We start from the raw sequence: 24,500 nt of genomic DNA on the forward strand, positions 1-24,500 counted from the left end.
TATTATTGTGTGAACCCCCCGGCGAGACTCCCTCACCGGGCGGCGGCATCAACGTGAGGGCAGGTAGTCCAGGGGGTTCTGGGGCTGACCATCCTTGCGCACCTCGAAGTGAAGCCTGACACTCTCGGCATCACTGTCCCCCATGGTGGCAATCACCTCGCCTGCCTCGACCACATCATTCTCGCTTACCTTCAACGTCTCGTTGTGGGCATAGGCGCTGAGAAACTGGTCGTTGTGCTTGAGCAGGATCAGCTTGCCATAGCCCCTGACGCCGCTGCCCGCGTAGACCACGATGCCGGGCCCAGCCGCCTTGACAGGTTGCCCCTTTTGTCCGGCGATATCAATGCCGGCGGTAATCGCACCGCCATCGCCGAACTGGCCGACCACATCACCGCTCACGGGCCACTGCCAGGGCACCTCGGCGACCGGGGTATAGGTACGTGAGCCGCGCTCCCGGGCCTGGGTGCCACCGGCAACGGCGGTACCGGCATCGGCTCCAGTAGCCTCTTCTCTGGATGGCTCGCTGGCCGGCTCTTCCCTGGCTGGCTCTTCCCGGGTTTCGGTGTCGGCCACTGCCTGAGACTCGTTCGCCTCGTCGGTCGCAGGGGCGCCCTGCGACCTGTCACTAGCGGCATTCCGCTCGCTGCGCTCGGCCAGGTCCCGCTCACTCAGGCTGCCGTCGGCCCCTGGGCTATCCGGCGAATAGACCGGCCCCGGCCCGCCATCATTTTCTCCGCTGGATGACGATGCCTGGACGCCCTCGGAGTCGCCGGGTGCAGCACCCGACCGGTCGCGGCGTGACACCGTTTCGGTCTCGCCACTCGGCAGCAGCCACTCCATATCACCGGAACTGTCGTCGGCCTGGGCACCGCCGAGGGGGGTGGCCACCGCCACGGCACTGTTGCTCATGTCGTCGGCCTGCGGCGCCGACGGCTGTCCAGCGGCCGCCTCGCCATCGAGGACCAGTCGCTGGCCTGGCTGAATCGCGTAGGGAGGGCCAATACGGTTGAGACGTGCCAGGTCGCGGTAGTCCATGTTGTGGCGCCAGGCGATGCCATAGAGGGTATCCCCCCGTTCCACGGTGTAGTGGCTGACCGCCGTTTCGGCGCGACTGGCCGAGAGATCTCGCACCGGCACCTGGTTCGGGGCGCCCTGCTGGTTGGCACAACCGACCAGCGCCAGGGCCAGCCCCGAAATCATCAATACATTACGCATCAGAGCCTTCCTCCTTGTTGGTCTTTAGAGCTGGTCTCTTTAGAGCTGGTCTCTTGAGAGTGAGAGCTGGCTTCTCGAGAGCTTGCCTGTTGAGAGCCAGTCCCTCGAGCACTGGTTTCCTGAATGCCTGTCGCAGATGAGCCATTGTCTCGCACTGCCGCACTGCGTCGCCCCGAGCGATCCAGCAGCAGAACGGCGACTGCCCCCGCTAGCATCAGCGCCACCACCGCCACCAGCTGAGGGGCATCGCCGGTGAGCAGGGCGTAATCGCCCGGTGTCAGGTAGCGATAATCCAGCGGAATCATCTGCCCATCCGGACCCAGCTGGTAGCGTACCAGCTCCCGCCATGGCCAGAGTAGCGGCAGTGAGCCGACAATAAAGCCTACCAGCAGCTGCAGGGTCGCGGTGTGGTAGCGATCGAGAAGCCAGGAGAGCAGCCGCGAAAAGGCAAACAGACCCACCGCACAGCCCATCCCGAAGAGTCCGATCAATTCCATGTCAAAGCCACGGATGCCATCCATCACGGTGCCATAGAGGCCCATGGTCAGCAGCAGGAAGCTGCCGGAAACCCCGGGCAGGATCATGGCGCTGATGGCGATGGCGCCTCCTGCCAGCAGCATCACCTCCTGGCTGCCCAGCTCGCTGATCAGCGGCATCAGCGAGGGCAGTCCGTTGGCCATCAGCAGACCGCCTATCAGTGGCAGGATATGCCACCAGCGCCAGTCGGCCGGATGACGGCTGACCACCAACGCCGATGCCAGCACCAGACCAAAGAAGAAGCCGTTGAGCAGCAGCGGGTGGTCCTCGAGCAACCACACCGCCAGGTGGGCGACGCTGATCAGGCTGACGGCGATCCCCAGCAGCAACGGCAACAGGAAGGGCAGATTGAGATGGGCCACCAGGCCAGCCACCCCGCCACGCCGCCACGCCCCGAGGGCACTGGGGCCGAACTGCTTGATGGTATGGATCAACTCCTCGTAGATCCCGGTGATAAAGGCGATGGTGCCGCCGGACACGCCAGGAACCGCGTCGGCGGCGCCCATGCCGGCGCCCTTCAAGAGAGTGGCGAGATATCGCTTCAACAGCGGACTCCTTTCAACGAATGACGCCTTCGAGCAGCGGCACGAAGCGCACCGACTCCAGCCGCTGCTTCTCGAACTGGTCGTCCTGGCGCTGGATACGGGTCAGCCATTGGCACCCCCGAGCGTCGGACAGTGGGGCAATCAGCACGCCACCCTCGGTGAGCTGGCCGAGCAGTGCCGGCGGCAGCTCGCTGGCACAGGCGGTCAACAGGATCACATCGAAGGGCGCGGCCTCTTCCCAACCATGGCCGCCGTCGGCCAGGCGCAGGTGGGTGTTCTTCGCCCCCAGCAGGCGCAGCCGCTCGGCGGCACGTCGCTGCAGGGCATTGATTCGCTCGATGGACCAGAGTTCCGGCACCAGTCGCGAAAGTATCAGCGTCTGATAACCGGATCCGGTGCCGACCTCCAGCACGCGTTGCGGCGATGCCTGTAGTACCAGCTCGGTCATGCGCGCCACCATCCACGGCTGGGAGAGGGTCTGGCCGTAGCCGATCGGCAAGGAGGTGTCCTCGTAGGCGCGATGGGAGAGCGCCTCATCGAGAAACAGATGGCGTGGCTCACGACCCATGGTTTCCAGCACCCGAGTGTCACGGATGCCCTGGGCGGCCAGGCGCTCCAGCATGCGGTCGCGGGTACGCTGGGAGGTCATGCCCACACCACGCACCAGCTCGGCCAGACGTTCAGGTGAGTGCATCCAGCCAGCCTTTTACGTCCGCAATGGCCGCATGCCGAGTCAGGTCGGTCTGCAACGGGGTGATGGAGACGAAGCCCGCCTCCACGGCAGCGAAATCGGTGTCGGCGCCATCGTCGGCATTCCTGCTCAGCGGAGCGATCCACCAGCGCACCTTGCCACGTGGGTCACGCACCTCCTGGGGAGACCCCGCGGGGCCACGATAGCCCAGGCGGGTAACCCGAAAGCCGCGGATCTCGTCCCAGGGCAGGTCGGGCACGTTGACATTGAGCAGGCTGCGCGGCGGCAGCGAGAGCTGCTCGACGGCCCCCACCAGGCTTGCCGCCACCCGGCCGGCGGTGTCGAAGTGGCGATGGCCCACCAGCGACATGGCGATGGCCGCCATGCCCAGGTTGCGCCCCTCCATGGCGGCGGCCACGGTGCCCGAGTAGAGCACGTCATCCCCCAGGTTGCCGCCATGGTTGATGCCCGAGATCACCAGATCGGGCTTCTCGTTCCAAACACCGTTGACACCCAGGTAGACACAGTCCGCCGGCGTGCCGTCGACGCTGTAGAAACCGTTTTCCATGGCCGTCAGTGACAGCGGCCGGGACAGGGTCAGCGAGTTGCTGGCCCCACTCTTGTCGCGGTCCGGCGCCACCACCCGCAGCCTGGCATGGGAGGCCAGGGCATCGTGCAGGGCGCGCAGCCCCGGGGCGTGAACACCGTCGTCGTTGGAGAGCAGCAGTCGACGCATCTCGAATCCTTGCATGGGCGCCTCCGTCACAGGATCGGGTGCGCGATCAGTTCTCTGAGTACCGCGGTGGCAAAGGCACCGCGGGGCAGTGTAAAGGTCAGCCACAGCTCACCGTCACCACGCTCCAGGCGTGTCTCGGCCAGACGCAGGCGCAGCGGGCGGCGCCCCAGGCGTACGCCGGCCGCCTCGAGCCCCGCGCATAGCCCCGGGAAGCGCTGAACCAGCTGGTCCTCACGGCGCCGCGCCTCGCCACTCGCCAGCGAGCCACCCACACCCCACAGCACACCACTAGGATGCAGATCGAGGCGCGCCGCCCGGGCCTCGAGCTCGGCATCCGGTGCCTCGACGGCGAACTGGCTGGCGCTGCCATCGAGATTGGCCACCTCACCCGGCAACAGACGACCCCAGCTGCCCTCGCGGATGCGCTCGGCGAGCAGCTCATTGAACAGGAAGCTGCGTGTCGACGAGAGCAGCATGCCATCGCGGTCGTCGCGCTTGCGCCAGCCGCGGGCCAGCAGCGAGCGCGCACGCAGCAGGTTACGACCATCCGGGCCGAAGCGCTGGGGGCCGAAATAGTTGGGCACCCCACGCTCGAGCAGACGTTCCCAGCGATGAACGAGGCCCTCGTCGGCCACCGCCGGGCCCGTCAGGCGCAACCGGAAGCGGTTGGTGCGATGCACACCACGCTTGAGCTTGCGCGGATGGCGTGCCATCTCAAGCACCCTTATGCCACGCTCGGCCAGGTCCTCCCGCAATCCCGCCTGCGCCTCGCGTCCCGGCAGCTGCACCGACAACCACTGGCGGGTCACGGCGACCCGGTCCTTCATCCCCGAGTAGCCCACCGCCCGCGGCGAGGCCTCGCATAGCCTGGCGAGCTCCTTCACTGCCATGGCGGTGGTCAGATCACGCTTCTCGATATAGAGCCAGAGATGCTCGCCCTCCCCCCCGGGGTCGAAGTCGAGCGTCTCCTCGACCAGGAAGTCCTCGGGGCGGGCTCGATAGTCCCCCTCCGGGGGCGGCCCGAACTCGGCATCGAGCACCCGCGGCCAGGTCGGAGGCCAGTCGAGGGCGTCGAGCGGATGGCGTGAAGGCGAATTACTCACCGGCGCCCTCGCTCGCCGTGGCCTCATTGTCAACGCCCGACGAGACCGGCAGAAGCAACGCCACCGCCTCGGCGGCGATGCCCTCGCCGCGGCCAGTAAAGCCCAGCCGTTCGGTGGTGGTGGCCTTGACGTTGACGGCGCTGCGCTCGACGCCCAGGTCGGCGGCGACATTGGTCGCCATGGCCTCGACGTGAGGGGCCATCTTCGGCGCCTGAGCCATCAGCGTGGCATCGAGGTTACCGACCCGATAGCCGGCCTGGTGCACCAGGGCCACCACGCGACGCAACAGGTCGCGACTGTCGGCGCCCTTCCAGGCCGGATCGGTATCGGGGAAGTGGCGGCCGATATCGCCCAGGGCACAGGCGCCCAACAGGGCATCGCTGACGGCATGCAGCAGCACATCGCCATCGGAGTGCGCGACGAAGCCGCGCTCGAAGGGGACGGCGACGCCGCCGATCATCAGGTGGTCGCCCTCGCCGAAGCGGTGGACATCGAAACCATGGCCGATTCGCATCATCTCTCCGCAACGCCCTCCGGCGTCGTCTCGCTGTGCACCGAGGCCTGGGCGGCCAGGATCATGCCGGCCAGGGCCAGGTCCTCGGGATGGGTGATCTTGAGGTTGTCGCGACGCCCGGGCACCAGCCGAGGCGCATGACCCAGGGCTTCCACCGCGGAGGCCTCGTCGGTGACCGTGACGCCGGACGCCGTGGCCTGGCGAAGCGCCTGATTCAGCAGGCCGTAGCGAAAGCCCTGAGGGGTCAGGGCGTGCCAGAGGCCCGCACGGGGCTCGGTAAGGGCGACCCGGCCGGCGCCATCATCGCGTTTCATGGTATCCGCCACGGGGGCAGCCAGCAGCCCGCCCACCGCATCATCGGCAAGCACCTGCAGCAGCCGCCGCAGGTCCTCGACGTCGACACAGGGACGCGCCACATCATGGACCAGCACCAGGTCATCATCACGCGCCTCACCGGCGATGGCCCCCAGGGCGTTGGCCACGCTGTCCGCACGCTCGGCGCCTCCCGCCACGCGCCGCCAGTCGGCGAAGGGTACCCAGTCAGGGTCGAACCAGGCGTCGTCGGGGTCCAGACAGAGGCAGAGTCGAGCCCCTGGGAAGGCGGCATGCAGCCGGGTCAGGGTGTGGGCCATCACCGGGCGGGCATCGAGGGTCAGGTACTGCTTGGGACGGTCGGTCCCCATGCGCCGTCCCTGCCCCGCCGCAGGCACCACCAGCCAGGGTGACGCACTCATCGGCTCGCCTCCAGGCGGGTGGCGGGCAGCGGATTGACCACCGGCTCCACCTCCACCGCCACATCGGGCACCCAGAAGAACTGCTCGTCGGTGCGCACCATGCCGATATCGCTGCGTGCCCGCTCCTCGATGGCATCGAGGCCGGTCTTGAGGTCGAGCACCTCGGCGGCCAGGCGCGCATTGCGGTCGCGCAGCGGCTGGTTGGCCGCCTCCAGCGACGCCACTCGCTGGCGAACCTCACGCAACTCCATGACGCCTCCCTGGCCGAGCCACAGTCGATACTGCAGCAGCGCCAGCAGGATCGTCAGCGTCAGCGCCAACCCCTTGAGCATGATGCCTTCCCGTCACCTCGATACGATGCCGCGCATTATGCCATTTTCATTGCTCGCCGGCAGAGTCAATCTTCGCCTCATCGCGAAACGGCAGTGCCGACTCGGCGGCGCGCCGATAGGCCAGCACATGTTCGCGCTCCTCGGCACAGAAACGCGCCACGGCATCACGCAAGCGTGGATCGGCGATATGGTGAAGCGAGGTCAGCAGCCGCGGCTCGAATCCCCGGGTGAGCTTGTGCTCGCCCTGGGTACCGGGGTCGAAGCGCGTCAGGCCACGAGCCAGACAGTGCTCGATACCCTGGTAGTAGCAGGCCTCGAAGTGCAGGCAGTCGGCGCTCACTTCGCTGCCCCAGTAACGGCCAAAGAGAGTGCGTGCACCCTGCAGGTAGAGCGCCGCCGCCACGGGGCGATCGTCGCGACGCGCCTGCACCAGCAACAGGTTCTCGGGCATGGTGGCACGCAAGCGCCGAAAGAAGTCGAGGTTGAGGTAGCCATGGCGACCACGCTCCAGATAGGTGATCTCATAGCAGCGATAGAAGTGCTCGAGGGCCGCGGCGTCGATCGCCTCGCCCTCCAGACGATGCAGGCTCAGCGCCTGGTCGGCGACGATCCGCCGTTCACGGCGAATCGCCTTGCGCCGCTTGGAGGTCAGGGTGGCCAGGAAACCCTCGAAGTCGCCATAGCCACGATCCTGCCACTGGAACTGTACACCGTGCCGCGCCAGCAGCCCCGGCCGAGCCTGCTGCCACTCGGCCACCTCCGCCTCCTCGGCGAACAGCAGGTGCCAGCCGGATAGCTCGCCCTCCTCCCAGGCACTGGCCAGGGTCTCACGTGCCTCGCGTGGATCAACACCCGGCGCCAGCGCCAGGCGCGGACCGGGTGCCGGGGTATAGGGAATCGCCGTCAGCGCCTTGGGGTAGTAGCGCCCACCGGCGCGCTCCCAGGCATCGGCCCAGGCCCAGTCGAAGACGTATTCACCGAAGGAGTGATGCTTGTGATAGAGCGGCATGAGGCCGACCAACGCTTCGCCCTGCCACAGGGTCTGGTGGCGCGGCACCCACCCGGTGGCCGGACACGCCGAGCCGCTGGCTTCCAGGGCATGCAGGAACTCATGGCGCAGAAAGGGGTGATCATCACCGACCAGGGCGTTCCAGACGCTGGCGGACACCGCCTCCATGGAGGGCAGGGGTTGGCGCTTCAGCATTGTCATGCGATCACTCCTTTCACGGTTCGTTGCACCTCCCTCCCTGGCCCTGGCGGTGAGATGGCGCCACCATTGTGCACAGCCCCCCATCAACCTTCCATCACCACGAACAGGATTCCAGCATGAGCGATGCCAGTGATCTCCAGGCCCTCCTCGACAGCCAGCGGCGTGCCTTCGAGGAAGCGCCCTTCCCGAGTCTCGCCACCCGTCGCGACCGGCTGAAACGCCTGGCCACCCTGACCCGCCGCCATCGCGACGAGATCGCCGCCGCGATCAGCACTGACTTCGGCCACCGCGCCGCCATGGAGACACGCCTGACCGAGGTAGCCACCGTCCTTCAGTCGGCCAGCTTCACCCGACGCCGACTGCGTCGCTGGATGCGCTCCGAGCGCCAGCCGGTGGGCTGGAGGCTATTGCCGGCTCGGGCTAGGGTTCACTATCAGCCGCTCGGTGTGGTCGGCATCATTGCCCCATCCAACTACCCCTGGAACCTTGCCTGGCTACCCGCCATCGATGCCCTGGCCGCCGGCAACCGGGTAATGATCAAGCCCAGCGAGCACAGCCCTGCCACTTCGGCACTGATGTCACGCCTGGCGGCTCGTTACTTCGCTCCCGAGGAGCTCTGCGTGGCAGAGGGCGATGCCGATCTGGCCAGGGCCTTCGCTGCTCTCCCCTTCGATCACCTGCTGTTTACCGGCAGTGCCACCATCGGCCGAGAGGTGGCGCGTGCCGCGGCAACCAACCTGACGCCGGTCACCCTGGAGCTGGGCGGCAAGACGCCGGCGCTGGTGGCCGCCGACGCCGACCTGGAGAAGGCCGCCGAGCGCATCGCCTTCGGCAAGTGGCTGAACGCCGGCCGCACCTGCATCGCCCCCGATCACGTGCTGGTGGAGGCCTCGCGACTCGAGGCATTTCTAAAGGCGATGCAGCGCCAGATAACACGCTTCTACCCTCGGGGTACCGCCAGCCATGACTACAGCGCGGTGCCAAACGAGGCACACCGTCAGCGCCTCGAGGCGATGCTCGAAGAGGCCCGCGACCATGGCTGCCGGGTGATCGACCTGGGGGAAAGGCTCGAGCTGCCCGACGGTGGAGTCAAATTGCCCCCCACGCTGATCGTCGACCCGAGTGACGGCCTCACCCTTATGCAGGAGGAGATCTTCGGCCCCTGGCTACCGGTGCTCGGGGTGCGTGACATGGAGGCCGCCATCTCACGTATCAAGAGCCAGCCACGCCCGCTGGCGCTCTACGCCTTTACCGAGGACCCCGCCCTGCGCCGACGCCTGCTCGAAGAGACCCATTCCGGTGGGGTGGTGTTCAATGACACCCTGTGGCACAACGCCGTGCCGGCACTGCCCTTCGGCGGCGTCGGCGAGAGCGGCAGCGGCGCCTATCACGGCGAGGCGGGCTTCCAGCGCTTCAGTCATGCGCGCGCCGTCTTCACCCAGTCGCCCCGCAGCCTGGTAGGCCGGCTCAATCCCCCCTACCGGCGCTGGCTGTTGCGTCTGTTGGGGCTTTGATGCCCCAGCGTCAAGCCGCGCCACGACATGCAACGGCTTCCAAGGGCATTCAACGACACAAGGTAATAAAACTACATTTCACGCGAAATATTCGCTAGCATGCCCCAGAGTACCGATCATTGATTTGGTAAACTTACCAAACAGTCACTACCGAGGTGCACCATGGCCAACTCCAACCCGACCCTCAACGCCACCGTCGCCGACGTCACCGACCGTATTCGCCAGCGCTCCGCCGAGCGACGCGCCCTCTACGAGGCACGCATGGCCGACCAGCACCGGCGTGGCGTGCACCGCGGAGAGCTCTCCTGCGGCAACCTGGCTCACGGCTTCGCCGCCTGCGGGGTCGAAGACAAGAACGCCCTGAAACTGATGAACAGTGCCAATCTGGGCATCATCTCGGCCTACAACGACATGCTCTCGGCTCACCAGCCGCTGGAGACCTTCCCCGAGACCATCAAGGCCGCGGCGCGCGCCATGGGCAGCACCGCCCAGTTCGCCGGGGGCGTACCCGCCATGTGTGACGGCGTCACCCAGGGCCAGCCGGGTATGGAGCTGTCGCTGTTCTCCCGCGACGTGATCGCCATGGCCACCGCCGTGGGCCTCTCCCACAACATGTTCGACGCCGCGCTCTACCTCGGAGTCTGCGACAAGATCGTGCCGGGACTGTTTATCGCCGCGGCACGCTTCGGCCACCTGCCGGCCATGTTCATCCCCGCGGGCCCCATGCCCAGCGGCCTGCCAAACAAGGAGAAGGCACGCATTCGCCAGCTGTTTGCCGAGGGCAAGGCGAGCCGCGAGGAGCTGCTGGAGGCCGAGTCCGCCTCCTACCACAGCCCCGGCACCTGTACCTTCTACGGCACCGCCAACTCCAACCAGCTGATGATGGAAATGATGGGGCTGCATCTGCCCGGCACCTCCTTCGTCAACCCCGGTACCGAGATGCGCGAGGCGCTGACGCGCTTCGCCACCGAGCAGGCGATCCGCAACACTGAAGCCGGCGGCGACTACCGCCCCTTCTACAGGCAGATCGACGAGCGCGCCATCGTCAATGCCATCGTCGGTCTGCTCGCCTCCGGCGGCTCCACCAATCACACCCTGCACCTCGTGGCCATGGCCGCCGCCGCCGGCCTGACTCTCACCTGGGAGGACTTTACCGACCTCTCCGCGGTGACCCCGAGCCTGATGCAGGTCTACCCCAACGGCCAGGCCGACATCAATCACTTCCAGGCCGCCGGCGGCATGAGCTTCCTGTTCCGCGAACTGCTCACGGCCGGCCTGATCCACGGGGACATCCCCACGGTGTTCGGTACCGATCTCACCACCTACACCCAGGAACCCTTCCTCGAGGAGGGCAAGCTGGTCTGGCGCGAGGGGCCGGCAGCGAGCCTCGATCGCGACGTGCTGCGCGGCGTGGCAGAGCCCTTCGCCGCCACCGGTGGACTCACCGTGATCGACGGCAATCTGGGGCGCGGCGTGATCAAGGTCTCGGCGGTCGCCGAGGAGCACCGTGTGGTGGAAGCGCCGGTGAAGATCTTCGAGGACCAGAACGAGCTCAAGGCCGCCTTCGAGGCCGGCGAGCTCGACCGTGACGTCATCGCCGTGGTGCGCTTCCAGGGCCCCAAGGCCAATGGCATGCCCGAGCTGCACAAGCTGACGCCCTATCTCGGCGTGCTTCAGGACCGTGGCCACAAGGTGGCGCTGGTTACCGACGGACGCATGTCCGGCGCCTCCGGCAAGGTGCCGGCGGCCATCCATATCAGCCCCGAGGCGCTGGACGGCGGTCCCCTGTCGAAGCTGCGCGACGGCGATATCGTGCGTCTCGACGCCAATGCCGGCACTCTCGAGACCAGGGTCGAGGCCCATGTCTGGGCCGATCGCGAGCAGCGCGTCGCCGCACTGGACCACTACCATGTGGGGCTGGGCCGCGAGCTGTTTGCCGGCTTCCGCCACCTCGCCATGCGCGGCGAGGAGGGAGCCGGGGTCTTCGGCGGCTTCGAGGCCGACGACCTGGCCCGCCAGGCCGGACAGATCCACGATGAGGACGCCTGAGGATCTCTGCAATGATACGACCGGCCCTGATCGGTGACATCGGTGGGACCAACGCACGTTTCGCGCTGGTCACCCCCGGGGGAGTCGCCCCTCACGATATCCTCAGCCTGCCCTGCGCCGATTACCCCGGCCTGGTGGAAGCGGTGCAGGACTACCTTGCCCGCGTGGGCGCCACCGGCACACAGGCACCGCGAGAGGCGTGCCTGGCCTTCGCCTGCCCGGTGCATGACGACCGCATCAAGATGACCAACAACCACTGGGTCTTCTCGCGCGCCGCGGTCCAGGCCGAGCTCGGGCTCACCCTCTTCAAGGCGATCAACGACTTCACCGCCCAGGCCCTGGGAGTACCCCATGTGGCCGAGGAGGAGCTGGTCGAGATCCAGTCCGGCCAGGCGACTCCCCACGCCGCCCGGCTGGTCATCGGCCCCGGCACCGGCCTCGGTGTGGCCACCCTCTTCCCCGGACGCCACGCCTGGATCCCGCTGCCGGGTGAGGGAGGCCACATTACCTTCGCCCCCACCGATGAGCGGGAACGACAGCTGCTTCACCACTTCCATCACCGTTACGGGCGCGTCTCGGTGGAGCGCGTTCTCTGTGGCCAGGGGCTGCTCGACCTCTACCTCGCCCACTGCTCACTGGAGAGCGCCACGCCCGCGTTCTCCACGCCGGCCCAGGTGACAGCGGCCGCCGACGAGGACCCCATCGCCCGTGATACCCTGCTGCGATTCCTGAAGATCCTCGGCGATGTCTGCGGCGATGCGGCACTCACCCTGGGCGCCCGCGGCGGTGTCACGCTATGCGGTGGCATCCTGCCACGGCTGCTCGACTGGCTGCCCGAAAGTCGCTTCCGCGAGGCCTTCGCCGACAAGGGGCGCATGCATGCCTACAATGCCGCGATCCCGATCCATGTCGTCACGGCGCCATGGCCGGGCCTGCTGGGCGCCGCCGAGGCACTGCACAATGAAGAAGTCGAATAGCTCGACGGAAGAGGTCAAACGATGATTCCCGCAAGTCTGCGAACCCTGCTCGATGATACCGACGGCCAGCGTCGTGCCGAATGGCATGGCCGCGATATATGGCTGGCCAACGAAACCTGGGGCGAGCTTGTCGTCTCGCTGCAGGGGGCTCAAGTGCTTCACTATTGCCCGTCGCCGCTCTCTATCGCGCCCAAAACCGCGCGAGCCGCTGGCGCTCTTCCTAACGCGCCCGAAGCCGCGCAAGCCGCTGGCGCTCTTCCAACCGACGCTGCGGAGGCACCCGAAGGTATGGCGGCCGGCAGCTGGCTATGGGTGACGCCCACGCCCCAGGACCCGCCCGGGGCCATCCGCGGCGGTATCCCGCTCTGCTGGCCCTGGTTTGCCGACGAGCACACGGCCGATGAGAGTGCGGACCGCTCCGGCCCGCTGCATGGGCCGGCGCGCAAGGCGGCGTGGCGCCTCGACGCGGTGGACGAACATGAAGAGGGCGTGGAGCTTCACCTCTCCCCCGAGTCACGCCTGCATAGTCAGCTCACTCCGCGAGCGGTGATTCAGGCCAACGCCAACCGCCTTCATGTGGAGCTCATCACCGAACACACCGGCGAGACGCCGGTGAAGATGAGCGGTGCGCTGCACACCTATCTGGCGGTAACCGACGCCTTTGGGTGCCGCCTGGAAGGCCTCCCCGGCGCCCGCTATCTCGACAAGCTGGCCGGCTTCGCCGAGCGGGAGCAGCAGGGCGAACTCGGCGTGCGTGGCGCGCTGGACCGCATCTACCACAGCAATGCCGAGCTCACCCTCGACGATGGCAACCGGCGCCTGCGCATCGCTCGCCAGGGCAGCGACTCGGCGGTGGTCTGGCACCCCGGCGATGACGCTCTGCCCGCCGATACACCGGCCGAGGTGGGTCGCCACTTCCTCTGCGTGGAGGCCGCCAACACCCGTCTCGACCCGGTGTGGCTGGTGCCCGGCGCCCAGCATCTGCTGGGTACCACCCTGTCCCGGGCAGAAGACGCCTGACCACCGCCCCACCAACAAGAATCAACGACAAGGATCAACGACCATGCTGCCCGTTATCGCCTTCGGTGAAGCCCTCGTCGACATGCTCTCCAGCCGTCTGGGGGACACTGCCGATGGGACCACGGAGACCTTCACCCCCTACGCCGGCGGCGCTCCGGCCAACGTCGCCGTGGCCTGCGCACGGTTGGGGGTGCCCAGCCGTTTCCTTGGCATGCTCGGCGACGATCACTTCGGCGACTTCCTGGCCGCCGAACTCGCCGCTCAGGGCGTCGAACTCTCCGGGGTGCGGCGCACCCGCGAAGCGCGCACGGCGCTGGCCTTCGTCTCCCGGGATGCGAGCGGCGAGCGCACCTTCGACTTCTACCGCCCCCCCGCGGCCGATCTGCTCTATCGCCTGCCGGACCTGCCTGCCGGGGTCTTCGACGAGCCCGCCATTCTGCACCTCTGCAGCAATAGCCTGACCGAACCGGAGATCGCCGAGACCACGCTGGCCATGGCCGAGATGGCATCGCGGGCCGGCTGTCTGGTCAGCGTGGACGCCAACCTGCGCCACAACCTCTGGCCCCGTGGCAGAGCCGACGGCGCCCTGGTCACCCGACTGCTCGACGCCGCCGACCTGCTCAAGCTCTCCCGGGAGGAGGTCGACGATCTGCGTGGCGACCATCCGGAGGAGAGCTGGCTGGCCGAGCGCCTGGCCGCCGGCGTCAGATTGATCGTGGTCACCGATGGCGGTGGAAGCGTGCGCGCCCTTGGCGCGGGAGTGTCACTGTCGGTCACTCCACCGACCGTCGTGCCGGTGGATACGACGGCGGGTGGCGATGCCTTTATCGGTGGGCTGCTGGCCGCCCTCGCCGAAGGTGGCTTCGAGGAGGGTTGGCATCGCGACGCGGAACGCCTGGAAGCCGCACTGGCGTTCGCCTGCCGCTGCGGTGCCCATGCCGTCACCCGCCCGGGCAGCTATGTCGCCCTGCCCACCCAGGCCGATCTCTCACCGGCCTGATTGACCACTTGCCGACACCACGACGCCCGATGATGGAAGCCATCATCGGGCGTCGGCCGATCGGTACTTCCTGTTATCAGCGCTATCCGACCAGCGATTCCAGGGTCGCCCGTGCGCCTCGCGCATGGAGGCTCTGCAACGCCTCCACATAGGCCCTGCGGAACCGCTCATTCTCGGCCAGGTCACCGAACAGCTCGCGGTTCTCGATAAAGGCGGTGGGCTGCTCGTGGTTGCGGGCCGCTATGGCCATCAGTTCATCCTTCCGGCGGTCCACCACCTCGATGCTCTCCCCCTGCTCATCGACTCCCTCGGCATAGCGCGCCCAGCTGGCGACCACTGCCGCACAGCGATGAATATCCCCCCCCGTCGCGAGCTGCTGGCGAATCACCGGCACCAGCCACTTGGGGATGCGATCGGAGCTCTCGGCACACAGCCGGGCCAGGGTATCCCGGACTTCGGGATTGGCGAAGCGGGTGATCAGGGTAAGGCGGTAGGCAACCAGATCGACACCCGGCAGCGCCTCCAGGGTGGGGGTCGCCTCGAGGGTCATGTAGCCCAGCAGGAAGTCGACGAACAGCGGGTCGGCGCTCGCCTCGTGGGCATAGTGATAGCCGGCCAGATAGCCGAAGTAGGCCAGTGCCTGGTGACCGGCATTGAGCAGACGCAGCTTCATCAGCTCATAGGGGACGACATCCTCGACCAGCTGCACTCCGGCCTGCTCGAAGACCGGACGCCCGGCGACGAAGTGATCCTCCAGCACCCACTGGGTGAAGGGCTCACAGACCACCGGCCAGGCATCCTCGACACCGAAGCGACTGCCGAGCTCATCGATGTCCGCGGGCGTGGTCACCGGCGTGATGCGATCGACCATCGAGTTGGGGAACGGCACCTCGGCCTCGATCCAGGCGCCGAGCTCAGCCTCACGGGCGCGAGCGAAGGCGGTGAACATCCTGCGTGCCACCTCGCCATTGCCCTGGATATTGTCGCAGGACATCACCGTGAAGGGCGCGAGGCCGCGCTCACGACGGCGCCGCAGGGCCTCGATCACCAGGCCGAAGGAGGTCCTGGACCTGCTCGGCTCGGCCAGGTCATGCTGCACGTCGGGGTTGTCGAGGTCGAACTCGCCGCTAACCGGGTGAAAGTTGTAGCCGCCTTCGGTGACGGTCAGCGAGACGATGCGGATCGCCGGATCGGCCATCCGCTCGATCACCGCCTCGGGGTCTTCCGGGGCGAACAGATAATCCAGCATGGCACCCACGACCCGGGCCTCCCGATGACCATCGGGATGCTTCACCACCACGCTATAGAGATGATCCTGGGCCGCCAGGGCCTGCTGCATGCGACGATCGCCGGGCATCACACCGACACCGACGATGCCCCAGTCCAGCGCCTCACCACGATTCATCAGGTCATCCACATACATCGCCTGGTGAGCACGATGGAAGCCACCCACTCCGATATGGACGATGCCGGCGCTGACGGCGCCACGGTCGTAACACGGTATGGCGACCGTGGGGGCCAGCCGTTCCAGATTGGCGCTGGTGAGTCGGGTCATAAGGAGTCTCCTGCCGCCGCGGCGGTCGTGTCGGATAGGGAAAATGGAGGAAGCGAGGTCGACGATGCTCAATCGCTGGCGGCCCAGTGCAGGTCGGCGGGCACCGAGGCCGTCTTGATCAGGCAAGCATTGAGCATGTCCTTGTGACGCGTCCGCTCGAGGGCACCGGCCGGGTCCTGCCCCATCTCCCGCCAGCGCTGGATCAAGCGCGCCTCGAGAAGCTCGTCGGGTACCTCGAGAAAGAGCGTCATGTCGAACAATGGCCGCAGCGCCGGCCAGGGTCCCTCATCGAGCAGCAGATAGTTGCCCTCGACGATCACCAGCCGATGCTCGGGGGTGATCAACCGCCCGCCGGCCCGTGCCAGATCCAGCGGGCGGTCGAACACCGGCACGGCGACCGTGCAGTCGGCACGGCGGATGCGCATCAGATCGTGCCTGAGTCCGTCACAGTCGAAGGTCTCCGGTGCGCCTTTGATGGGCACCAGGCCCCGGGGCTCGAGCACGGCATTGTCGAAGTGGTAGCCATCCATGGGCACCACCGCGGCGCAGCCAGGCTGGCGGGCGTTGAGCTCGCGGCACAGCCAGCCCGAGAGAAAGGACTTGCCCGCGGCGGGCGGCCCCGCCAGAGCGACGATGAAGCGCCGGTTCTCCCCCGCCGCCTCGAGCAGCCGCCCCACCACCTGATGGATAGTTGGATTCATGTTTGTACCCGCGTGGTCAAAAAATCACCGAGCGGACTCGGCGTCCCGGGATGAAGCGCAAGGCGCACGGCGCGCAGGAGCCCGAGCATATGGGGTATAGGTGAGGGACTCCGACCGAGCCGGCGCTCGTGCTCCGCGCAACGCAGCGATTCGCCTACGCAGGCATTTTTCAGCTCATCCAGTTGCCACCATCGACATTCAGCGTCTGTGCCACCACATAGTCGCTGTCGTCGCTGGCGAGGAAAACGGCGGCCCCGGCATGGTCCTCTGGACGGCCCATGCGGCCATAGGGTACCGCCTCGCCGACCAGGCGCTTCTTCTCGCCGAGCGGGCGTCCCTCGTAGCGAGCGAACAGCGCATCGACCTCAGCCCACATCGGGGTGTCGACCACGCCCGGGGCGATGCCGTTGACGTTGATGTCGTGCTCGATCAGTGCCAGGCCGCATGACTGGGTCAGGCTGATCACGGCGGCCTTGGTGGCGCAGTACATGCTGACCAGCGGCTCGCCGCGACGCCCCGCCTGGGAGGCCATGTTGATGATCTTGCCGCCCCGGCCACGCTCGACCATCGCCTGGGCCACCGCCTGCAGGGTGAAGAAGGCGCCCTTGACGTTGACGTCGAACTGCTTGTGGTAGCTCACCTCGGTCACCTCGAGCACCGGTGCCATGTCGAACACCGCGGCGTTGTTGACCAGAATATCGATACCGCCGAAATGGCGGAGGGTCTCCTCAACCATCGCGGCGATGGAGGTGCGGTCACAGACGTCGAGGTGGATGCCCATGACACCTTCGCCACCCGCGAGACGCTCCACCGCTTCGTCGATGGCGTTGATGTCGATATCGGCCACCACCACCCTGGCGCCTTCGGCCTGATAACGTTCGGCGATGGCCAGGCCGATACCCCGTGCACCACCGGTGACCACAGCTACTTTATCCTTGAGTTTCACGCGCTCGCCCCTTCTGTTATGGCATGCAGAGTCCCGATGGATCAGGCATCGACCGCAGACCGGCGGGTATCTCGCCACTGCTGAACCAGGGGCTCAAGCCCCCGCATATGGTCGAGCACCTGCCATGCCCCGGCCGTGCGCAGCCGCTCGGCCTGCCCCGCTGGCACATGGCTGGCACCGATAAAGCCGATTACCGTCATGCCGGCGCCGTGGGCCGCGGTGACGCCGGCCACGCTGTCCTCCACCACCAGGCAATTGCCCGGGGCGCACGCAAGCTCGGCCGCGGCCAGGCGATAGATCGCCGGGTCCGGCTTGGGCGCCGCCACCTGATCGGCGGTGAAGATCGGCACGGCGCCCAGCCGGGCCTCGAGGCCGGTGGTGGCCAGCGACGCCAGCACCCGCTGGCGACGACTGTTGGAGACCACGGCCAGCGGCAGGGTGAGCCCGGCCAGGGCCTCGGCGACGCCTTCGATGGCCTTGAGCTCTCGGCCAAGGCGCGCCTCGATGGTCTCGTCGACCCGACGCGTGGCGTCGGGCGGCAGGCGATGGGCACTGCGCCCCTCCAGGTGGCCAAGGATGCTGGCCGTGGTCATGCCCAGCGCCGCCTTGAGCTCCTCCTCGGCGGCCAGGTCCGGCAGCCAGCTACCCAGCAGCTCGACCAGGGTGGCCTCGGCAATCGCCTCGCTGTCCACCAGCACGCCATCACAGTCGAAGATCAGGCTGTCCATACACCACTCCTCACTGATCGACGGCATCGGTGGGTGCCCGGTTGTCCTGGCGGCGCAGGCCGGCCAGGGGATGACGATGCAGCCTGGGAAGTGACAGCCCTTCCGCGTCGAACAGGTGGGCACGATCCGCCGAGAAGCCGAAACGCACGCTGTCGTTGACCCGATAGGCCACATCGCCGTCGGCCATGATGGTCAGCAGGCTGTCGTCCATCTGCACATACAGCGAGGTCTGACCGCCGAGGCGCTCGAGAACCTGGATACGCCCTTCCATCGGGCCCTGTTCATCGAGCGCGAGATGCTCGGGGCGCACGCCCAGCTCGAGGGCCGTGCCGCCGGCGAGACCTGCCCCATCGATCGGCACCTGGCGGGTCTCACCCCCCGGCAGCTTGATGGTGCTGCCCTCGGCGGCGGTGGACACCAGTGCGACATCGATGAAGTTCATCTTCGGCGAGCCGATGAAGCCGGCCACGAAGCGGTTGCGGGGGTGGTGATAGAGCTCCATGGGCGAGCCGACCTGCTCGACCTCGCCGCCCTGCAGCACCACGATCTTGTCGGCCATGGTCATGGCCTCGATCTGGTCGTGGGTGACGTAGATCATGGTGGCGTCGAGCTCCTCGTGGAGCCTCGCCAGCTCGATGCGCATCTGCACGCGCAGGGCCGCGTCGAGGTTGGAGAGCGGCTCGTCGAACAGGAAGATGCTCGGGTTACGCACGATGGCCCGGCCGATCGCCACGCGCTGGCGCTGGCCGCCGGAGAGGGCCTTGGGCTTGCGCTCCAGCAGCGGCTCGAGCTGCAGGATCCTGGCCGCCTCGAGGACCTTCTCGCGGCGCTTCTCCTTGGGCACCCCGGCCAGGCGCATGCTGAAGCCCATGTTGTCCTCAACCGTCATGTGCGGATAGAGCGCATAGCTCTGGAAGACCATGGCCAGGCCGCGATCGGCCGGACCCACCTCGTTCATGCGCGCCCCGTCGATGAGGATGTCGCCGCTGGTAGCGCTCTCGAGCCCGGCGATCATGCGCATCAGGGTCGACTTGCCGCAGCCGGAGGGACCGACGAAGACCACGAATTCCCGGTCGTTGACCTCGAGATCGACGCCCTTGATGACGTGGGTGTCGTCGAAGCTCTTGGTGATCTGCTTGAGTTCTAAAGTTGCCATAGTGAGATTCCTTTACCTGGCGGCACCGAAGGCGCCGCAAAGCCTCTGTTTCTTGTCGTTATGCTGTACGGCGATGGAAGTGGTACTACCGATCACTTCACCGCGCCGAAGGTCAGGCCGCGCACCATCTGCTTTTGCGTCAGCCAGCCGAACACCAGGATCGGCGCGATGGCCATGGTCGAGGCCGCGGAGAGCTTGGCCCAGAACAGTCCCTCGGGACTCGAGAAGGAGGCGATGTAGGCCGTCAGCGGCGCCGCCTGGGACGAGGTGAGGTTGAGACTCCAGAAGGCCTCGTTCCAGCTCAGGATCACCGACAGCAGGCCGGTGGAGGCGATGCCCGGCAGGGTCAGCGGCAGCAGCAGATAGATCACCTCCTGCAGGGTGCCGGCCCCGTCCATGCGGCCCGCCTCGAGGATGTCCTTGGGCATGTCCTTGAAGAAGGTGTAGAGCATCCACACCACGATCGGCAGGTTCATCAGGGTGTAGACGATGATCAGCCCGGTACGGGTATCCAGCAGTCCGACGTCGCGGAACAGCAGGTAGATCGGCACCAGCACGCCGACCGGCGGCAGCATCTTGGTGGACAGCATCCACAAGAGGGTGCCCTTGGTGCGTCGGGTGGGCAGGAAGGCCATCGAGTAGGCCGCCGGAATGGCGATCAGCAGCGCGAGCAGGGTCGAGCCGAAGGCCACCACCACGCTGTTGATGGCGAACTTGGCGTAGCCGGCCCGGCTCTGGACCTCGGCGTAGCTCTCAAGCGTCGGCGAGAAGATCAGGCTCGGGTCGGCGATGGCCTCGGCCTCGGTCTTGAAGCCGGTCAGCACCATCCAGAAGATCGGGAAGAAGATCACCAGGGCCACGGTCCAGCCCAGCACGCCGAGCCACAGGCGCCGATTGAGCAGGGCCTCGGTCAGGGGAGACCGCTTGACCGGCGAGGCAGAGACCCCGGGCACGGATTGGGTTCTTGAAGTCGTCATGGGCGCGCTCCCGCGTCAGCTTTCCAGGTTCCTGGCCACCATGCGGACCAGGAAGATGGCCACGATGTTGGCGAGGATGATCGCGACCACCCCACCGGCGGAGGCCATGCCGACATCGAAGTCGAGCAGGGCGCGAATGTAGATCAGGTAGGCCAGGTTAGTGGTGGCAAGGCCCGGGCCGCCGGAGGTGGTGACGAAGATCTCGGCGAAGATGGTCAGCAGGAAGATCATCTCAATCATGATCACCACGCTGATGGCCCGCTTGAGGTGCGGCAGGGTAATGAAGAAGAAGATCGCGATGGGCCCGGCGCCGTCCATGCGGGCGGCCTCGACCTGGTCCTCGTCCAGCGACTGCATGGCGGTCAGCAGGATCAGCAGCGCGAACGGCAGCCACTGCCAGGCGACGATGATGATGATCGAGGTCAGCGGCAGCGAGGAGAACCAGTCCACCGCGGGCAGCCCGAACAGCTCGGCGACCCAGGACAGTACCCCGTTGGCCGGGTGCATCATCATGTTCTTCCACACCAGGGCGCTGACCGTGGGCATCACGAAGAACGGCGAGATGGCGAGCACCCGGGCGATGCCCTGGCCCATGAACTCCTGCTGGAAGAGCACCGCCAGCAGGGTGCCGCCGACCACGGTGATCGCCAGCACCCAGCCGACCATCAGCAGGGTGGTGCCCATGGCCGACCAGAGGGCGGGGTCGGTGAACAGGTATTCGTAGTTCTCGAGCCCGGCGAAGCCGGTCATGCCCGGCATCAGCAGGTTGTAGCGCTGCAGCGAGAACCAGACGGTCATCGCCAGCGGCACGATCATCCACAGGAAGAGCAGGGAGACGGCGGGCGCCTGCAGCGAGAGGGTTCGCCATCCGCCGATGGTGCGCCCGGAAGTTCTGATCTTGTTCATATCGGTAACCGTGAGGGTTCGCGAGGAAGGCGCCGGCCGGAAAGCCCCGACCGGCGCACACGGATCAATCCAGGTAGCCGGCCCGTTTCATGGTGCGCTCGGTGGCGCGCTGCGCCGCCTGCAGGGCCTGCTCGACGGAGGTCTCGCCGGTCAGGGCCGAGGCCACCATCTGGCCGACCTGGGTACCGATGGACTGGAATTCCGGAATGCCGACGAACTGCACGCCGATATAGGGGCTCGGCTCCAGGGTCGCGTCGGTGGGATCGGCGCCCTGGATGGCGTCGAGCACGAAGCCGGCGAAGGGGGCGGCCGCCTGGTAGTTCGGGTTCTCGTAGGTGGACTTGCGGGTGCCCGGGGGCACGCTGGTCCAGCCTTCACGCTCGCCGACCAGGTTCACGTACGCCTCGGAGGTCGCCCAGGTGATGAAGGTGCGCGCCGCCTCCTTGGCATCGGACGAGGCCGGGATCGCCAGGGCCCAGGACCACAGCCAGTGCGAGCCCTTCGGGGTCTCGGCGATCGGCGCCGGGGCGTAGCCCAGCTGGTCGGCGACCTGGGACTCGTCGGTGTCGAACAGCTTGCCGGCCGCCGAGGTGGCGTCGACCCACATCGCGCAGTTGCCGCGGGAGAACAGCGCCAGGTTCTCGTTGAAGCCATTGGAGCTGGCGCCAGGGGGGCCGAAGTCGTTGAGCAGGTCGACATAGAAGCCGATGGCCTCCTGCCAGGCCGGGGAGTCGATCTGCGGATTCCAGTCCATGTCGAACCAGCTTCCGCCGAAACTGTTGACCATGGTGGTGGCCAGCGCCATGTTCTCGCCCCAGCCCGGCTTGCCGCGCAGGCAGATGCCGTAGCGCTCCTGGTCGGCGTCGTGGAGCTGACCGGCCCACTCTCGCACCTGGGGCCAGGTCGGCTGTTCGGGCATCTCGATGCCGGCCTCCTCGAACAGGTCCTGGCGGTAGTACATCATCGAGCTTTCGGCATAGAACGGCAGCGCCTGCAGGGTGCCGTCCTGGCTCAGGCCGTCGCGCACCGACTGCAGCAGGTCGTCGACCCGGTAGTCGGCGGGCAGTTGGTCGAGCGGGGTCAGCCAGTCACGCTCGGCCCAGATGGGCACTTCGTAGGTACCGATGGTCATGACATCGAACTGGCCGCCGCCGGTGGCGATATCGGTCGTCAGACGCTGACGCAGCACATTCTCCTCGAGCACCACCCAGTCCAGGGTGATGTCGGGATGCGCCTGCTCGAAGGCCTCCGTCAGGCTCTGCATGATCACCATATCGTTGTTGTTGACGGTGGCCACGGTAAGGGTTTCCGCCTGGGCCGCGGTGGCGCCAAGGGCCGTGAGACCGGCCAGCGGGAGTGCACGAGAAAGCTTCATGGCTTGGTCCTTTGCAGAAGAGGGTTGTGTTGTTGTTGGAAGTGTCATCGCCATACTGATCATTTAGATCAACCATCGAACAAATGATCGAGCAGCATCCGGCAAAAAGCAAAGACGCACAGGTTAGACTTTAGGTTACAACAGCGTCGGCTGGCCGCCCCCGACATGCCGCCTTGGCACGCTTCAAGCCCCAGTAGGCGAACACGAAGTAGATGGCCGTGCACCAGATGGTCACGTCATAGAACAGCTCGCGGTTCAGGTGGTAGCTCGCCAGATCCGGGCTATCGAACAACACACGCCAGGCCAGAGCGGCCGGAACGAGCAGCCCGCCGATCATCCAGATGGCCTTGATCGCCCTGCTCAACGGGGTGGTGTCCTTGATCGGCTCGTAACGCTCCTTCGCCGCCTGCTCGGCCTGGAACACCTGGACCCTGGTCTGGAAGAGCCGCTCGGACTGCTCGGCCTCGGGATATCGCTCGGCGGCGCCACAGCGCTTCGCCAGCAGCGTATAGAGGACGATGGACAGGCACCATGTCGGCACAAACAGGTAATAGAAGGGCATCAGATCAAGGGCATCCAGGGCAAAGCCGAATGCCAGCGAGAGCCCCCAGGTGGCAAGCGCCGGCACGTTATGCCTCAGCCCCCTGTAGCGCGCCCAGTAGCGGCTGAAACCGAACCGTGGGAAGAGATGATGCTCGGCGAAGATGATGCCGCCGATCGGCACCAGGACCAGGCCGGCATAGGTCAGCAGCGGCAGCATGCTGCGGTAGACAAAAGGAAAGCAGCTGATCACGGCGACGCAGAGCCCTACCAGCAGCGTTGCCTTGTTGCGCGAGATGGGCAGCTCCGCCTGGGCCGCGAGGCCCGCCCGGTAGAGATTGGAATTCGCCGTGGTCCAGCCGGCGACGACCACGATGACGAAGCCTGAAGCGCCCAGCGCATGCCAGGCCACCTCCCCCGGCTCCAGCACGACGATGCTGGTCTGGGTCACCGCTGCAGTTGCCGCGCCCATCAGGCCGGCCGAGATCCAGGCCACATAGTGACCGAACATCATGCCGGTGCTGGTCGTCAGGCCGTAGCGCGTCTTCTTCGCATAGCGCAGCAGGGCCATGTCGATCAGTCCGAAGTGCGCGAAGGTGTTGGCCGCCCAGGCGAAACCGATGACCTCCCAGATGCCGATGCCCGGCTCACCCTGAGCATTGGTACCCGTGAAGACGGTGCTGCCGGCTACCTCGATGAAAGTGGAGAAATCGGCGAGAGTGGTGGCTCCGGTAACCGACTCGGCCAGTTCGGGCAGCAGTACCATCCCCCCTGCGGTAAACATCACCATCAGCCAGGGCGCGCAGATGCTGGCAAAGTCGGTCAACGCATTGAAACCATAGACCGCGACCAGCACCACGATGCCCGCGACTGACAGCGCCAGCAGGATAAAGGCCGGATCGGTCGGGTAGGGCTGCGTCTGAGCCGGAATATCGAACAGGATTCGAACTGCCGTCGCCGACACCGTGATCATCGCGGCGGAGATGACGCTGAAGATGATAACGTTGGCCCAGTTGTAGAGGCGCGCCATCGAGTCCCCGGCGATACGATGGAGGTAGGTGAACAGACTCAGGCGCGTATCGATGGCAATCGGTGTGGTGATCAGCCAGAAGCTGAGCACGGCCAGGGCGTTACCAATCAGCAGGCCGACCAGGATATCCCAGATCCCCGCGCCCAGTGCGACGAAGGTCGCCCCGATCACGAACTCGGTGGCGGCGACATGCTCGGCGGCATAGAGGCCGGCGAAGTGTGGCCATCGGTGCAGCTTATGCCGCGGAACCGGTAGCTGCTCCTTGTCCATCCGGGCGATCTGCCGGTCCATATCTGGCATGTTACTGGCCATGATGGTGGGCTCCTGTTCGATGTCTTGTCATGTTGTCTCGTTTTGCTGGAACGGCAGACAAACGGCTTGGCAACCGGGCTCTCGGTATCGAGGAGGA

23 protein-coding genes are annotated in these 24,500 nt (G+C 66.6%); 5 read left to right on the plus strand and 18 right to left on the minus strand.

Features of this window, described 5'->3' with window-relative positions:
• Nucleotides 1–48: 48 nt before the first annotated feature.
• Genes GRB80_RS09310 through GRB80_RS09350 form a run of 9 tightly spaced genes read right to left on the minus strand, consistent with a single transcriptional unit; the run spans nucleotide 49 to nucleotide 7,617 of the window.
• On the minus strand, nucleotides 49–1,215 hold the full coding sequence (locus GRB80_RS09310) for a peptidoglycan DD-metalloendopeptidase family protein (RefSeq protein ID WP_161423384.1): 1,167 nt from the start codon (nucleotides 1,213–1,215) through the stop codon (nucleotides 49–51).
• On the minus strand, nucleotides 1,215–2,258 hold the full coding sequence (locus tag GRB80_RS09315) for a DUF368 domain-containing protein (RefSeq protein WP_161424296.1): 1,044 nt from the start codon (nucleotides 2,256–2,258) through the stop codon (nucleotides 1,215–1,217). The genes GRB80_RS09310 and GRB80_RS09315 overlap by 1 nt, the downstream gene beginning before the upstream one ends.
• 52 nt (nucleotides 2,259–2,310) lie before the next feature.
• The gene (locus tag GRB80_RS09320) at nucleotides 2,311–2,991 is read right to left on the minus strand and encodes a protein-L-isoaspartate(D-aspartate) O-methyltransferase (RefSeq protein WP_161423385.1); all 681 of its coding nucleotides are present in this window, start codon (nucleotides 2,989–2,991) and stop codon (nucleotides 2,311–2,313) included.
• Entirely contained in the window at nucleotides 2,978–3,724 is a 747-nt protein-coding gene (gene surE / locus GRB80_RS09325; protein ID WP_161424297.1) for a 5'/3'-nucleotidase SurE, read from the minus strand. The genes GRB80_RS09320 and surE overlap by 14 nt, the downstream gene beginning before the upstream one ends.
• A gap of 26 nt (nucleotides 3,725–3,750) precedes the next feature.
• A complete protein-coding gene (gene truD / locus GRB80_RS09330; RefSeq protein WP_309663505.1) occupies nucleotides 3,751–4,827 on the minus strand; it encodes a tRNA pseudouridine(13) synthase TruD in 1,077 nt (358 codons plus the stop codon).
• Nucleotides 4,820–5,341 carry a 2-C-methyl-D-erythritol 2,4-cyclodiphosphate synthase gene (ispF, locus tag GRB80_RS09335; RefSeq protein WP_161423387.1) on the minus strand — a complete coding sequence of 174 codons (522 nt, stop codon included), beginning with the start codon at nucleotides 5,339–5,341 and terminating at the stop codon, nucleotides 4,820–4,822. The genes truD and ispF overlap by 8 nt, the downstream gene beginning before the upstream one ends.
• Nucleotides 5,341–6,075 carry a 2-C-methyl-D-erythritol 4-phosphate cytidylyltransferase gene (gene ispD, locus GRB80_RS09340; RefSeq protein WP_161423388.1) on the minus strand — a complete coding sequence of 245 codons (735 nt, stop codon included), beginning with the start codon at nucleotides 6,073–6,075 and terminating at the stop codon, nucleotides 5,341–5,343. The genes ispF and ispD overlap by 1 nt, the downstream gene beginning before the upstream one ends.
• Complete coding sequence (gene ftsB, locus GRB80_RS09345; RefSeq protein WP_132043042.1) at nucleotides 6,072–6,407, minus strand: cell division protein FtsB; 336 nt, start codon at nucleotides 6,405–6,407, stop codon at nucleotides 6,072–6,074. The genes ispD and ftsB overlap by 4 nt, the downstream gene beginning before the upstream one ends.
• 46 nt (nucleotides 6,408–6,453) lie before the next feature.
• Complete coding sequence (locus tag GRB80_RS09350; RefSeq protein WP_161423389.1) at nucleotides 6,454–7,617, minus strand: GNAT family N-acetyltransferase; 1,164 nt, start codon at nucleotides 7,615–7,617, stop codon at nucleotides 6,454–6,456.
• A gap of 116 nt (nucleotides 7,618–7,733) precedes the next feature.
• Between GRB80_RS09350 and GRB80_RS09355 the strand changes: the two genes are divergently transcribed.
• From GRB80_RS09355 to GRB80_RS09380, 5 genes are all read left to right on the plus strand, one after another.
• Nucleotides 7,734–9,131 (plus strand): coniferyl aldehyde dehydrogenase, encoded by a 1,398-nt coding sequence (locus tag GRB80_RS09355; RefSeq protein ID WP_161423390.1) that lies wholly within the window; start codon nucleotides 7,734–7,736, stop codon nucleotides 9,129–9,131.
• Nucleotides 9,132–9,293: 162 nt separating this feature from the next.
• On the plus strand, nucleotides 9,294–11,180 hold the full coding sequence (gene edd, locus GRB80_RS09360) for a phosphogluconate dehydratase (protein ID WP_161423391.1): 1,887 nt from the start codon (nucleotides 9,294–9,296) through the stop codon (nucleotides 11,178–11,180).
• An 11-nt stretch (nucleotides 11,181–11,191) separates the two neighbouring features.
• Nucleotides 11,192–12,157 (plus strand): glucokinase, encoded by a 966-nt coding sequence (gene glk / locus GRB80_RS09365; protein WP_202597194.1) that lies wholly within the window; start codon nucleotides 11,192–11,194, stop codon nucleotides 12,155–12,157.
• A 21-nt stretch (nucleotides 12,158–12,178) separates the two neighbouring features.
• Complete coding sequence (locus tag GRB80_RS09375; protein WP_202597195.1) at nucleotides 12,179–13,177, plus strand: aldose epimerase family protein; 999 nt, start codon at nucleotides 12,179–12,181, stop codon at nucleotides 13,175–13,177.
• Nucleotides 13,178–13,220: 43 nt separating this feature from the next.
• On the plus strand, nucleotides 13,221–14,177 hold the full coding sequence (locus GRB80_RS09380; protein ID WP_161423392.1) for a carbohydrate kinase family protein: 957 nt from the start codon (nucleotides 13,221–13,223) through the stop codon (nucleotides 14,175–14,177).
• An 82-nt stretch (nucleotides 14,178–14,259) separates the two neighbouring features.
• On the opposite strand, the gene GRB80_RS09385 is transcribed toward GRB80_RS09380, so the two are convergent.
• From GRB80_RS09385 to GRB80_RS09425, 9 genes are all read right to left on the minus strand, one after another.
• Nucleotides 14,260–15,732: a mannitol dehydrogenase family protein gene (locus tag GRB80_RS09385; RefSeq protein ID WP_161423393.1), complete on the minus strand. Its 1,473-nt coding sequence runs from the start codon at nucleotides 15,730–15,732 to the stop codon at nucleotides 14,260–14,262.
• Nucleotides 15,733–15,800: 68 nt separating this feature from the next.
• A complete protein-coding gene (locus tag GRB80_RS09390) occupies nucleotides 15,801–16,433 on the minus strand; it encodes a nucleoside triphosphate hydrolase (RefSeq protein WP_161423394.1) in 633 nt (210 codons plus the stop codon).
• Nucleotides 16,434–16,602: 169 nt separating this feature from the next.
• A complete protein-coding gene (locus tag GRB80_RS09395; RefSeq protein ID WP_161423395.1) occupies nucleotides 16,603–17,379 on the minus strand; it encodes an L-iditol 2-dehydrogenase in 777 nt (258 codons plus the stop codon).
• Nucleotides 17,380–17,420: 41 nt separating this feature from the next.
• Complete coding sequence (locus tag GRB80_RS09400) at nucleotides 17,421–18,107, minus strand: HAD family hydrolase (protein WP_161423396.1); 687 nt, start codon at nucleotides 18,105–18,107, stop codon at nucleotides 17,421–17,423.
• A 10-nt stretch (nucleotides 18,108–18,117) separates the two neighbouring features.
• Entirely contained in the window at nucleotides 18,118–19,263 is a 1,146-nt protein-coding gene (locus GRB80_RS09405; RefSeq protein ID WP_161423397.1) for an ABC transporter ATP-binding protein, read from the minus strand.
• A gap of 92 nt (nucleotides 19,264–19,355) precedes the next feature.
• The gene (locus GRB80_RS09410; protein ID WP_161423398.1) at nucleotides 19,356–20,240 is read right to left on the minus strand and encodes a carbohydrate ABC transporter permease; all 885 of its coding nucleotides are present in this window, start codon (nucleotides 20,238–20,240) and stop codon (nucleotides 19,356–19,358) included.
• Between the two features lie 15 nt (nucleotides 20,241–20,255).
• Nucleotides 20,256–21,146, minus strand: a complete 891-nt coding sequence (locus GRB80_RS09415; protein ID WP_161423399.1) for a carbohydrate ABC transporter permease — start codon at nucleotides 21,144–21,146, stop codon at nucleotides 20,256–20,258.
• 64 nt (nucleotides 21,147–21,210) lie between these two features.
• Complete coding sequence (locus GRB80_RS09420; protein WP_161423400.1) at nucleotides 21,211–22,521, minus strand: ABC transporter substrate-binding protein; 1,311 nt, start codon at nucleotides 22,519–22,521, stop codon at nucleotides 21,211–21,213.
• A gap of 130 nt (nucleotides 22,522–22,651) precedes the next feature.
• Nucleotides 22,652–24,403: a purine-cytosine permease family protein gene (locus tag GRB80_RS09425; RefSeq protein WP_161423401.1), complete on the minus strand. Its 1,752-nt coding sequence runs from the start codon at nucleotides 24,401–24,403 to the stop codon at nucleotides 22,652–22,654.
• Between the last annotated feature and the right edge of the window lie 97 nt (nucleotides 24,404–24,500).

It is taken from the genome of Halomonas icarae (genome assembly GCF_009901955.1).
Taxonomy (GTDB): Bacteria; Pseudomonadota; Gammaproteobacteria; order Pseudomonadales; family Halomonadaceae; genus Halomonas; species Halomonas icarae.

Bases quoted from the DNA above. Each gene is read 5' to 3' on its own strand.
- GRB80_RS09425 (WP_161423401.1), bottom strand. From the start codon at position 24,403: ATGGCCAGTAACATGCCAGATATGGACCGGCAGATCGCCCGGATGGAC.
- glk (WP_202597194.1), top strand. From the start codon at position 11,192: ATGATACGACCGGCCCTGATCGGTGACATCGGTGGGACCAACGCACGT.
- GRB80_RS09410 (WP_161423398.1), bottom strand. From the start codon at position 20,240: ATGACGACTTCAAGAACCCAATCCGTGCCCGGGGTCTCTGCCTCGCCG.
- edd (WP_161423391.1), top strand. From the start codon at position 9,294: ATGGCCAACTCCAACCCGACCCTCAACGCCACCGTCGCCGACGTCACC.
- surE (WP_161424297.1), bottom strand. From the start codon at position 3,724: ATGCGTCGACTGCTGCTCTCCAACGACGACGGTGTTCACGCCCCGGGG.
- GRB80_RS09415 (WP_161423399.1), bottom strand. From the start codon at position 21,146: ATGAACAAGATCAGAACTTCCGGGCGCACCATCGGCGGATGGCGAACC.
- GRB80_RS09385 (WP_161423393.1), bottom strand. From the start codon at position 15,732: ATGACCCGACTCACCAGCGCCAATCTGGAACGGCTGGCCCCCACGGTC.
- ispF (WP_161423387.1), bottom strand. From the start codon at position 5,341: ATGCGAATCGGCCATGGTTTCGATGTCCACCGCTTCGGCGAGGGCGAC.
- GRB80_RS09375 (WP_202597195.1), top strand. From the start codon at position 12,179: ATGATTCCCGCAAGTCTGCGAACCCTGCTCGATGATACCGACGGCCAG.
- GRB80_RS09390 (WP_161423394.1), bottom strand. From the start codon at position 16,433: ATGAATCCAACTATCCATCAGGTGGTGGGGCGGCTGCTCGAGGCGGCG.
- GRB80_RS09350 (WP_161423389.1), bottom strand. From the start codon at position 7,617: ATGACAATGCTGAAGCGCCAACCCCTGCCCTCCATGGAGGCGGTGTCC.
- GRB80_RS09320 (WP_161423385.1), bottom strand. From the start codon at position 2,991: ATGCACTCACCTGAACGTCTGGCCGAGCTGGTGCGTGGTGTGGGCATG.
- GRB80_RS09380 (WP_161423392.1), top strand. From the start codon at position 13,221: ATGCTGCCCGTTATCGCCTTCGGTGAAGCCCTCGTCGACATGCTCTCC.
- GRB80_RS09400 (WP_161423396.1), bottom strand. From the start codon at position 18,107: ATGGACAGCCTGATCTTCGACTGTGATGGCGTGCTGGTGGACAGCGAG.
- GRB80_RS09420 (WP_161423400.1), bottom strand. From the start codon at position 22,521: ATGAAGCTTTCTCGTGCACTCCCGCTGGCCGGTCTCACGGCCCTTGGC.
- GRB80_RS09355 (WP_161423390.1), top strand. From the start codon at position 7,734: ATGAGCGATGCCAGTGATCTCCAGGCCCTCCTCGACAGCCAGCGGCGT.
- ispD (WP_161423388.1), bottom strand. From the start codon at position 6,075: ATGAGTGCGTCACCCTGGCTGGTGGTGCCTGCGGCGGGGCAGGGACGG.
- GRB80_RS09405 (WP_161423397.1), bottom strand. From the start codon at position 19,263: ATGGCAACTTTAGAACTCAAGCAGATCACCAAGAGCTTCGACGACACC.
- ftsB (WP_132043042.1), bottom strand. From the start codon at position 6,407: ATGCTCAAGGGGTTGGCGCTGACGCTGACGATCCTGCTGGCGCTGCTG.
- GRB80_RS09310 (WP_161423384.1), bottom strand. From the start codon at position 1,215: ATGCGTAATGTATTGATGATTTCGGGGCTGGCCCTGGCGCTGGTCGGT.
- GRB80_RS09315 (WP_161424296.1), bottom strand. From the start codon at position 2,258: ATGGGCGCCGCCGACGCGGTTCCTGGCGTGTCCGGCGGCACCATCGCC.